General features: G+C 54.4%; 12 protein-coding genes. 1 reads left to right on the plus strand and 11 read right to left on the minus strand.

Annotation, left to right across the window (positions count from 1 at the left end; translation table 11 throughout):
• Together VM163_05870 and VM163_05875 are read right to left on the minus strand one after the other, a co-directional pair.
• Window positions 1-555, minus strand: a 555-nt coding sequence (locus VM163_05870; protein HUT03400.1) for an NAD(P)H-dependent oxidoreductase subunit E, incomplete at its 3' end; no start/stop codon positions are given.
• 67 nt (window positions 556-622) lie between these two features.
• Entirely contained in the window at window positions 623-1,006 is a 384-nt protein-coding gene (locus VM163_05875; protein HUT03401.1) for a (2Fe-2S) ferredoxin domain-containing protein, read from the minus strand.
• Window positions 1,007-1,302: 296 nt separating this feature from the next.
• Between VM163_05875 and VM163_05880 the strand changes: the two genes are divergently transcribed.
• Window positions 1,303-2,559, plus strand: coding sequence for a Glu/Leu/Phe/Val dehydrogenase (locus VM163_05880; GenBank protein ID HUT03402.1), 1,257 nt, complete (start codon window positions 1,303-1,305; stop codon window positions 2,557-2,559).
• 41 nt (window positions 2,560-2,600) lie between these two features.
• Here VM163_05880 and VM163_05885 read toward each other — a convergent pair whose 3' ends face one another.
• The 9 genes from VM163_05885 to VM163_05925 form a co-directional block, all read right to left on the minus strand.
• On the minus strand, window positions 2,601-3,146 hold the full coding sequence (locus VM163_05885) for an ATP-binding protein (GenBank protein ID HUT03403.1): 546 nt from the start codon (window positions 3,144-3,146) through the stop codon (window positions 2,601-2,603).
• Between the two features lie 10 nt (window positions 3,147-3,156).
• A complete protein-coding gene (locus VM163_05890; protein ID HUT03404.1) occupies window positions 3,157-3,894 on the minus strand; it encodes a PHP domain-containing protein in 738 nt (245 codons plus the stop codon).
• Entirely contained in the window at window positions 3,891-4,238 is a 348-nt protein-coding gene (locus tag VM163_05895) for a serine kinase (protein ID HUT03405.1), read from the minus strand. The genes VM163_05890 and VM163_05895 overlap by 4 nt, the downstream gene beginning before the upstream one ends.
• Window positions 4,235-5,554, minus strand: a complete 1,320-nt coding sequence (locus tag VM163_05900) for a [Fe-Fe] hydrogenase large subunit C-terminal domain-containing protein (GenBank protein HUT03406.1) — start codon at window positions 5,552-5,554, stop codon at window positions 4,235-4,237. The genes VM163_05895 and VM163_05900 overlap by 4 nt, the downstream gene beginning before the upstream one ends.
• A complete protein-coding gene (locus VM163_05905; GenBank protein HUT03407.1) occupies window positions 5,532-5,981 on the minus strand; it encodes an ATP-binding protein in 450 nt (149 codons plus the stop codon). The genes VM163_05900 and VM163_05905 overlap by 23 nt, the downstream gene beginning before the upstream one ends.
• Window positions 5,982-5,990: 9 nt before the next feature.
• Window positions 5,991-6,380 carry a DRTGG domain-containing protein gene (locus VM163_05910; GenBank protein ID HUT03408.1) on the minus strand — a complete coding sequence of 130 codons (390 nt, stop codon included), beginning with the start codon at window positions 6,378-6,380 and terminating at the stop codon, window positions 5,991-5,993.
• Window positions 6,367-6,813 (minus strand): NAD(P)H-dependent oxidoreductase subunit E, encoded by a 447-nt coding sequence (locus VM163_05915; GenBank protein HUT03409.1) that lies wholly within the window; start codon window positions 6,811-6,813, stop codon window positions 6,367-6,369. The genes VM163_05910 and VM163_05915 overlap by 14 nt, the downstream gene beginning before the upstream one ends.
• Window positions 6,814-7,089: 276 nt before the next feature.
• Window positions 7,090-8,721, minus strand: a complete 1,632-nt coding sequence (locus VM163_05920) for a Gldg family protein (protein ID HUT03410.1) — start codon at window positions 8,719-8,721, stop codon at window positions 7,090-7,092.
• Window positions 8,718-9,423: ABC transporter permease (locus tag VM163_05925; protein HUT03411.1), on the minus strand; the 706-nt coding region annotated here is incomplete at its 5' end. The genes VM163_05925 and VM163_05920, both read right to left, overlap by 4 nt.

Raw genomic sequence — 9,423 nt, forward strand, 5'->3', positions numbered from 1 at the left:
CCTGGGTTGCTCTCTGCAAACTTGCCATTTTGTCCCTGTCGGGAAGCCAGCACCGCCGCGCCCCCTCAGGCCAGAGACCTTTACCTGCCTGATTATCTCCTCCGGGCTCATCTCTAGTGCCTTGGCAAGCCCCATATAACCGTCAAACGCTATGTAGTCCTCGATTCTCTCCGGGTTGATCCTACCCCGGTTACGCAGAACAACCAGCCTCTGGTGCTTGAAGAACTCGATGTCCTTCATGGCGGGGATCGGCGACTTCTCCTTGGGCGGCGTGTACATCAAACTCGGCACCGGCCGACCCTTCAGGCAGTGCTCCTCCACAAGAAAAGGTATGTCCTGAACACTCAGACGCCGGTAAAAAATCCCTTCAGGCTCGAACAGAACCAGAGGACCGTTCTCGCAGAAACCGTTGCATCCAGTAGGGACGACCGCGATCTCTTCCTGCAAGTTATGCTTCTTAATCTCGGTTTTGAGCGCCTCCATAATGTCGAAGGCACCGGCCGAGACACAGCCAGTGCCCGTGCACACAAGGATATGTGTTCTCTCAGGTTTCAATGTTCTCTTCCTCTTCTAAATCTCAAGACAAGAATGCTTTCATCGCTTGACGTTCAGCGCGTCGGACTTAATACATCGATTCGGAGCCGACGCCAAGTGCATATTCTGGGACAGGCTCGCCGTTTAGAACATGCTCCTCGAATATCTTGGTTACCTTTTCTTTGTTTAGATCAATGTATTTGACGGGCGCTGTGTACCGGTATTCGACCGTCATCATGGGCTCGTGGCTGCACATGCCAGCGCATCCCGACGAAGTAATCATAACGTCCTGCACGTTGTGCTTCTCAACGAGGCGCAGGACCTGGTCCATGATCTCTCGTGCACCAGCCGCAATCCCGCAGGTGCCCATGTGGATAGTCACCTTGGCTCTTGCCGTCCCCTCCCTGAGAAGGACAGTTCGTTTTGACTCGTCTCTGATCCTCTTCAGGTCCTGGATTTTCAGTTTGGCCATTTCTTTGCTCCTTAAATACACTCTGAGTTGCGCAGTTACATTTGACGGGTTACTGTATATATACGTTATCTCTCAGCTGTTCAAGCATTATCCGTCAGCTCATTGAAGCAACCGCATCGCATCAAACTTGACTTTGGGCCTGAAGTTCCTGCTACACTTTCTTGTTGATCGATTTTTTCCTGTTATAGTTCGATGTTGGTGTTTGGGAGGCGCAGTAACATGCATCCTTCAGAAGGACCTTTGTTACTGAATCATTCGAGTTGAACCCCAAACCTATGGCCAGCATGGAGTATGTGATGGCGAAGGCTTTTCTCGAAATAACGTTGCAGCATCTGGACGATGCCGCAAAGAAGGTCGATCTGGACCCAAACTGCTACGTGCTGATGAGACAGCCGGAGCGCGAGCTCACGGTTGCGGTACCGGTGAGGAGGGATGACGGGCACGTAGAGGTCTTCACCGGGTATCGAGTTCAACACTCCAGCTCAAGGGGCCCTTGTAAAGGTGGGGTCAGGTATCATCCTGATGTGACTCTGGACGAGGTCAAGGCGCTGGCCATGTTGATGACCTGGAAGTGCGCAGTCGTCAATATCCCTTACGGCGGGTCCAAGGGCGCTGTTCGATGTGACCCGACGAAGATGTCGCTAAGGGAGCTGGTTCGTCTGACGAGGCGCTACACGGTGATGATTATGCCAATCATCGGTCGGCAGAAGGACATTCCGGCGCCCGACGTCGGGACGAGCGAGGACACGATGGGGTGGATGATGGACACTGTCAGCATGTTCCAGGGCCAGACGGTTCTGGACATGGTTACCGGCAAACCCGTTAGCCTCGGCGGATCGCTTGGCAGGCGCGACGCCACTGGTCGAGGCGTCATGATCTCCACGCTGGAGCTTCTCAAGAGGTTCAAGCGAAGCCTCTCGACAACAACCGTGGCCGTGCAGGGGTTTGGGAATGTTGGCTCGGTGGCGGCAGACCTTCTGGCCGAGAAGGGATGCAAAGTTGTTGCTGTTAGCGACGTGACCGGAGCATATTACAATCCCAAGGGCCTAGACATAAAGGAGATGATCGAGCACGCCAACAAACACACATTCAAGCTCATCGAAGGGTACAAAAGCGAGGGGACAAGCAGTATTTCCAACGAGGAACTGCTCAATCTCGATGTCGATGTGCTTCTGCCCTGCGCCTTGGAGAGACAGATAGTCGAGAGGAACGTAGCGGACGTGAAGGCCAAGTTCATAGTTGAGGGCGCAAACGGCCCTGTTAGCGGGGATGCCGAAAAAATACTACGGGAGAAAGGGACCATTGTAGTTCCGGACATTCTTGCCAATAGCGGCGGCGTCATAGTCTCTTACTTCGAGTGGGTGCAGGATATTCAGGTCTTCTTCTGGGACCTAGACCAGATCAACTATCACCTCAAGCGACTGATGGTTGGGGCCTTCAACGACGTTTGGGAGCTTGCGCAGAAGGAGAAGGTGGATATGAGGATGGCCGCCTACATGATCGCCATCAAGAGAGTTGCTAACGCCATACACCAGAGGCGCATCTTCCCCTAGGGATAGCTCTCCGGGAGGGCCGACGACTACATTCTATCCATCTATTTAGCACGTATTCTATCTATCTGATTCTCAAGGATTTCCCGAATCAATCGAATGGTTCTGGCGTCGCTCAAGAGCTGGCCTCCTGTCATCTTTCTCACATCCCTTGTGTCGAACGTGCATGTCTGAACTCCTTTTTTGTGCACGTATGTGAAGTCTATCCCAGGTGCGCCGAAGACCAGCGAGAGCATCGTTGATTTCATATCCCCCAGAGGCATTCTGTCGATGCTGCTTAGGACAAAGCTCGCCGTTACCGTGGTGCCCCTGCCGGGAACCGACTCTACCTCAAGGCCCCCTCCTGTCTCTTTGGCTGCCTGGGAGATAAGCGCAAGTCCCAGACCGACCTCTTTGTCCTGCTTCGTCGTCATAAACGGGTCAGTAACCTTGCCCAGCATCTCGCTGTCCATTGCTTTGCCGTTGTCGATGATCTCGATAGTCATCAGGTCCCTCTCGAGGTCCTCCGTGACGTGTATCTCGATCCGTGTTGCCCCAGCCGCCACAGAGTTCTGAACAATGTCAAGCACATGAATCGAGAGTTCAAGCATCAGCAGAGTCTCAGCTAATGAGCCTCCTACCTGAGATACCCTTAAGGGCCATCTTGAGCTCAGAAATGGTCGGGGCCTCGACCTCAAATGTAGTAGTCATCCGGCCTATGTCATCCGGATAATGGGCGTCCGAGTCATAAGCCACCGGAAAGTCAATGGAACAGCCAAACCTCTTGGCAACCTGGAGAAGCGAGACGTCACTCGTTATCTCGACCGCATCGATCGCCAGGTTCTCAGGTATGAAGCCTAGCTGATACAGCAGGCCGAAACGTTCCCTTTGTATGTGTGCTGCGATACACAAGCCGCCCAAAGCATGAATGGACGAGGCAACGCGATCAACGGCCAGGTTCGTAGCCCCTATCAGCAGCCTCTTGTTCTCCTCAATCACATAGTCGTCCTTGTCAACGACATACTGATACCCGAACAACTTCTCATCGTTCTTGCCGGGCGTTAGATGCTCATAAACGATCTCCTGAATAGCCAGTGCGGATTGGCAGCTGTCGAACAGCCCAAGCAGATGAACCTCCTCCTCCGTGGTTATCTCAATGCCTGGCAGCACAGATAGCGGCAGAGCTTCGGCAGCAGCGATCGTTGCCTCAACGTTTTGGGTGGAATTGTGATCAGTGATGGCGATCAGTCCGAGCCCTCGATCAAGTGCCCGCTTGACTATCGTTTTGGGCGTCATCAGATCGTCGGCACAAGGCGAGAGACAGGTATGGATGTGAAGGTCAGCGCGAAGCCGCATCATTTCGCCGCGCGCTTCAGCCCCATCAAATATAGCTTGCCCGCAATCTCATAGGACGAGAGCCCCGTCGTGAGTATTGGTATCTTATGTTCCTCAGCCTTCTTGAGCGTCTCCGGCTCGGGGACCCTCCCGTTGACCACTATGACGCCAGAGAGTCCCTTGAACTCCGCGACGGCAGTTATGTTGGGGTGTATGTGAATCGTCAGCCAGATGTATCCCTCGGCTGAGTTAGCCATTACGTCGCTGAGAATGTCACCGGTGTAACATCCTCTTACCTCGCAATCGAGGTCGCAGCTCTTTGTGCGAGGCTGAAGCCCAAGCTCTTCAATGATTTCTGAAAGTCTCATCTCTTCCGAGTCCTCTTTAGTTCCGCGATACGGCCGCCAGCCGGCCCTGACTTTAGGAAGATACAGTCCTCAATACTGGCATGTCCCCGAACAATATCGTCCGCCAGCGTTTTGCAGTCTGGTGCGCCACATGCAGCACAGTTCTTGCCCGGAAGACTCCGAGCAATCTGCTCCCTGAGCCTCATCTTGCCAATAGCGAGCGAGGTATCGCTGTCCAAGGCCGGAATGGCTTGGGGGCGGATTTTACTGGCAAGCCTGAAGTAGTTCCTCTCGTATTCCTCAAGGTCCGTCATCTCCTCTACTTTCAGCTTGCGGCCAAATAGCTTGATGAACGAGCTGATCGTATTGCTGGCGATGTAGCGGTTTTGGACAGTCAGCGGGCCGCCTATGCAACCACCAGGGCAAATCTGACATTCCAGATACTTGATGTCCTTAAGCTTGCCTCGCTCGACAGCTTTTAGAATGTTGAACGTCTCCTTGACACCGGAGACGGCTAGACTCGCCTCAATCCCGAGCGCGGCGACCTCGCCGCCACTCCTGCCAAAATTGATGCCAGCTCCAGATGACCTATGCAGAGGTTGGTCTCTCTTTTCGGTTTTAGAATCCTTCAAGGCGCCGAGCAACGACCCATAAACCTCCGAGATGCCAAGAGCGCCATCGAGGAAAGACCTCTCCTCGGTTGGTGGGTTGGCCATAGCCGCCAGCTTGGCAAGACAAGGTGTGATGTGTATGACGCCTATTTCGCTCTCCTCGATACCGAGCCTCTTGTGGACGTCAAACTTGATTGCCTTCGCTGCTATCTCTCGAGGCGCCCTAAAAGGCAGAATCAGCTCCGTCAAATCTGGAAACATAAGCTGAATTAGCCTGGTAACAGCCGGGCACACGGGAGAAATAAAAGGGTCACCAGAGTAGTTCTCTTCGATGAATTTCTTCACGTCTGAAAAAACAAGCTCGCATGTGAAGGCCTTGTCGTAAGCATGGTCGAAACCAAGCTCCAACAAAGCTCCCAGAACGCTCTCCGGCATCGTGTTCGGGCCAAACTGTGAGTAAAGCGCCGGTGACGGGAGGACGACTTTGTATTTGAACCTAGTCAGGTCCATATATGTTGTCGTAACCGGGATGATCGCTCGGCGAGGGCAGACACGAAAGCACTCGCCGCAGTCGATACATCTTTCTGGCAGAACCCGGGCAACTCCTCCTCTAACACGAATGGCCTTGGCGGGACATGCTTTTATGCACTCCACGCATCCGTTGCAGCGCGACTCATCAATCCTGAGCGCGTGGTGGATGTCCTTAGCTGTTGGACCTGGCACCATTGGCCTCGATGACTATATGGACCTTTGTTCCTTTGCCCACGGTGGAGGTTATCTGCATTTTATCACTGTTCTTCTTTATATTTGAAAGGCCCATGCCGGCTCCAAAGCCCATTTCTCTTATCTCCGGCGTTGCGGTGGAGTAGCCATTCTGCATCGCTAGCTCGACATCCGGGATGCCTTGTCCATGGTCATCAGCGAAGATCATTATTGCATCCGGCGTAACAGTCATGGCCAGCGTGCCGCGTTCGGCATACAAAACCATGTTCATCTCCGCTTCATAAGCCGCGATGCCCGCCCGGCGAACAACCCCCGGCGGAAACGCTAATTCCCTGAGGGCTTCCACAATCTGACAGGAAGCCTCACCGGCCCTGACGAAGTCTCCACCCTGTATCTCAAATCCTTGACTGAAGACAATATTGTCTTTCATCCAGCGGGTTCAAAAAGTGTCATAACATGTCCCCATGATCCCAATCTTCGCTAGCTCAGAGCAAGTCTCGAACATGTGCATGGAAGTGCCCAGCAACGGCACGTGCATTTTTCTCGCAAGCTCGATCGTAGCGGTCTCTGGCTGTTTGCCCCGAACTATGATCACCCCTGAAAGGTCCGCTATCACTGCCGTGCGAACCACTTGCGAGTTAGTCAATCCAGTGATTAAGAGTATGCCGGACTTGGCGAAAGCCAGCACATCGCTCATCAAGTCGCACGCACTAGCGGTCGTTATCTCCCTCTGTAGCAGGGACTTATCTCCGACAAGAACGCTAGCACCTATTGCGTCAACTATGTCTTCTAGGCGCACGAGAGGTCTTGAGCCGTCATTTGGCCGCATCCTGAGGGAAGATCTCATTCACCTTCCCGATGCTCATGCGCCCATGATACTCGTCATCAACAACCAGAACAGGCGCAAGCGCACAAGCCCCAAGGCAGTGCACTGTCTCAACAGAAAACTCTTCCTTTAGTTCTTCAGACCCTTCAACCCTACGTTGTATCTCTTCAAGTATCCGGCCGGCCCCTCGAACGTGGCAGGCCGTCCCGGTGCACACCCAGATCGGTCGTTTCCGAGGTTGAAGGCTGAACGATGTGAAAAACGTTGCTACGGAATAGACTTCCGATAATGGGACATCCAGCATCTGGGATACACTCCGAATCGCATCCTCAGGTAGGTGCCTGTATTCGGCTTGAATATCCTGTAATATCGCGATAAGTGACGATTTCTGACAATCATAGTCCCGGATGATCTCATCAACTTCACGCACACTCATGACAGATGAATCCTCTTCTGCTAAATGTTCTCTTACTGTGCAGTCTCGCCCAGTCAACATACGCGAGGCGGCCGCACAAATAACACCCTTAAAGTATCTGTGTCAAGCGCAATCCGTGCCGAATCTTGCGATGTGCTGCCTGTACCCAGCGAGCTACTCGATCTACTTGTCGTGTCGCAGAGATGGTTCTGTTGAGCTGTCAAGAGCCATGAATCGCCCAGACAGCGAGAACCACGCGCCTGTAATCGTCGCTCGCCATTGTCTCTCGAAAGCGCGCTACCTCTTTCTATACCAGACAATCGCACCGGCCGCCGCCACAGACAGAGGGAGCAGGACGATTGAGATAAACTTGATGACGTTCAGGTCAATGCTCGTCAGAACCATCCGCCCCAAACGCCTACCCTTATGGGGGATCGACACGATCTCATCGCTCTGAGACAACCATTTGACCGCAGAAAGAACCAGCTGCGCATTCCCAAACTGGTCGATGAACCTGTTGGCCGCAAAATCAACGTCCGCTATCGCAACGATCCGGGCGTATTTGCCCCCCGCTATCTTCTTCGCCCTGCGCATCCCTTTCAGAAGCCCCGGGTGCGACGGAAGACCCGGCGCCCCGCGTCCTTCGGCCGTTGAGTTGCGACCCTCCTTCTTACTTGCGAGTCCAAGAGCGTTGGCTGGCGCCTCAGCTGAGACGGCCAGGTAGAACGGGCCAAGAATTGGCTCCGAGCCTCGATCGCTGTCCTCCGACATGACGTAAGAGGCGGGGCTTGAAAGAAGGATGCCCCTGACGTCCACATCTGGCGAACGTGTCTTGAGCGGAGCTATTGGCGAGGCGCCGGGGAAGAATACCCCCGCAAGGCCAGTCGCGATCGGATGCCCTAGCTTGCCGGTCCCTGTAACTGCCGGCGTGCGAGGGTCGTGAAAGACATTGCTCGCTGGGTCTATTACCTCACCGCCAAGCGTCCGTAGCCCTAGCTGTGCGAGCAATTGCGAAACCCCGTCGGGCATGTCAGGCTCGAGAAGGAACAACATCCTACCGCCATGTGAAAGGTAGTCTTCTAGCGACTCGGACTCAGTCGGCAGAAAGTTCGCCGTGGGAGCGGCCAAGACCACAACCGACGCATTGGTAGGGACGCGCTGCCCGGACGTGAGGTCAAGCCGAGCTACCTCGAAGCCGTCGAACCGCAAATACTGGGCGGCCTGGGATAGGTCCGTCGGAGCTGAGCCCAAGACCGATCGCTCACCGTGTCCCGAAAGGAAGTATATCCCCGGCCGAGAGTCGCTCGTTGCGCGAACAATCAGACCTGTAACTGACTGTTCCTGCCAAGAGCTTGACCATTCCTCGTTAGTCCCACCCCGAACCATGATCTTGCCCTGAACATCCCGACCGTAGCGCGCCGTCTCCGTGGGGCTGAGCTCCGGGTCGATGATGCGTGTTTTGATTAGATCAGATGCGATGTCATATTGAGAAAGGAGGTCCTTAGCTTGCGTGATGCGTGGGTCGTTCGCCCGCAGGAAACCAATCATCTCGATGTCTCTGTCGAGCTTGGCGATCATGCTCTGTGAGAATCGGGAGAGCGTGAAACTATCATTGACAGTAAGGTCGAGAACCCTTTTGTGCTGGTTGAAGATGTAGAAGCTGAGCACCACGATCGCTGCGGCCGAAGCTACGTCCAGCGCGAAGGACAGGGCCCCTGCTGCCAGGACTTTTTTGAAGGACCTTTCGATCGACTCGCGCCTCGACAAGGCCCACAGTCCGGCGAAGACGCAAGCTGCCCCGAGGTAGAGCTTTGCTGAGAACACGAATTGAAGGAAAAACAGGTAGATCATGAGGGCCACGAATCCGCAGAGGACCGCAAGGGCGGGCGAGACCCTACCAAGCGCTCTGAGTGTTCTTCCGGCCGTCATATTTGCTGTCTAAGTCGCAGGATTCTGGCTGTTAAAAAGAGGAAAAAAAAGATGCCAAGCACGAAATAGGCAAGGTCTGACGTGTCCAGAACTCCCTTAGCGAAGCCGGCGAAGTGGGCAAAGGGGGAGAGCGCAGCGGCAAGGGGGAACGTCTTGCCGCCAGGAAGCAGTAAAAGAGCGAGGAGAATCCCAACGCCGGTCACGCTCGCCACTGCGGCGTTTCTGGTTAGGGAAGAGGCGAAAAGACCGACGGAGCAGAAGAACGCCCCGGCCAGAAACAGGCCGAGATAGCCCGCCCAAACCGCGCCCATATCCGGGGTTCCATAATGCAGAACCAGCAGCGGGAGATCGCAAGTGCACAGCAACATGATGATCACCATACACACGCAGAAAAGGAACTTGCCCAGGACGATCTGTAGTGGTGTGATCGGTGACGCCAGCAGCAGATCGGACGTGCCCGAGGCGAACTCCCCGGCGAGAAGCCGCATGGTTACCGCGGGCGAGGTTAAGAGAAGCACAACGCAGATGATCTGGAACACTGGCCTCATGCTTGACGTCCTGAACTGATTGACCCAGTAGAAGAAGGCCACGCCGGACACGGCCAGGAATGCCGAGAGGATGATGTAACCGATCATGGCGCCGAAGTATGCCCTGAGCTCCTTGCCGCATATCAGGGCTATTTTTCGCATTTGGTTGTCTCTA

It is taken from the genome of bacterium (assembly GCA_035527515.1).
Lineage (GTDB): Bacteria > B130-G9 > B130-G9 > B130-G9 > B130-G9 > B130-G9.

Coding starts and splice junctions, on each gene's coding strand:
- VM163_05900 (HUT03406.1), bottom strand. CDS start 5,554: ATGGTGCCAGGTCCAACAGCTAAGGACATCCACCACGCGCTCAGGATT.
- VM163_05885 (HUT03403.1), bottom strand. CDS start 3,146: ATGCTTGAACTCTCGATTCATGTGCTTGACATTGTTCAGAACTCTGTG.
- VM163_05905 (HUT03407.1), bottom strand. CDS start 5,981: ATGAAAGACAATATTGTCTTCAGTCAAGGATTTGAGATACAGGGTGGA.
- VM163_05895 (HUT03405.1), bottom strand. CDS start 4,238: ATGAGACTTTCAGAAATCATTGAAGAGCTTGGGCTTCAGCCTCGCACA.
- VM163_05920 (HUT03410.1), bottom strand. CDS start 8,721: ATGACGGCCGGAAGAACACTCAGAGCGCTTGGTAGGGTCTCGCCCGCC.
- VM163_05915 (HUT03409.1), bottom strand. CDS start 6,813: ATGAGTGTGCGTGAAGTTGATGAGATCATCCGGGACTATGATTGTCAG.
- VM163_05875 (HUT03401.1), bottom strand. CDS start 1,006: ATGGCCAAACTGAAAATCCAGGACCTGAAGAGGATCAGAGACGAGTCA.
- VM163_05890 (HUT03404.1), bottom strand. CDS start 3,894: ATGATGCGGCTTCGCGCTGACCTTCACATCCATACCTGTCTCTCGCCT.
- VM163_05910 (HUT03408.1), bottom strand. CDS start 6,380: ATGCGGCCAAATGACGGCTCAAGACCTCTCGTGCGCCTAGAAGACATA.
- VM163_05880 (HUT03402.1), top strand. CDS start 1,303: ATGGCGAAGGCTTTTCTCGAAATAACGTTGCAGCATCTGGACGATGCC.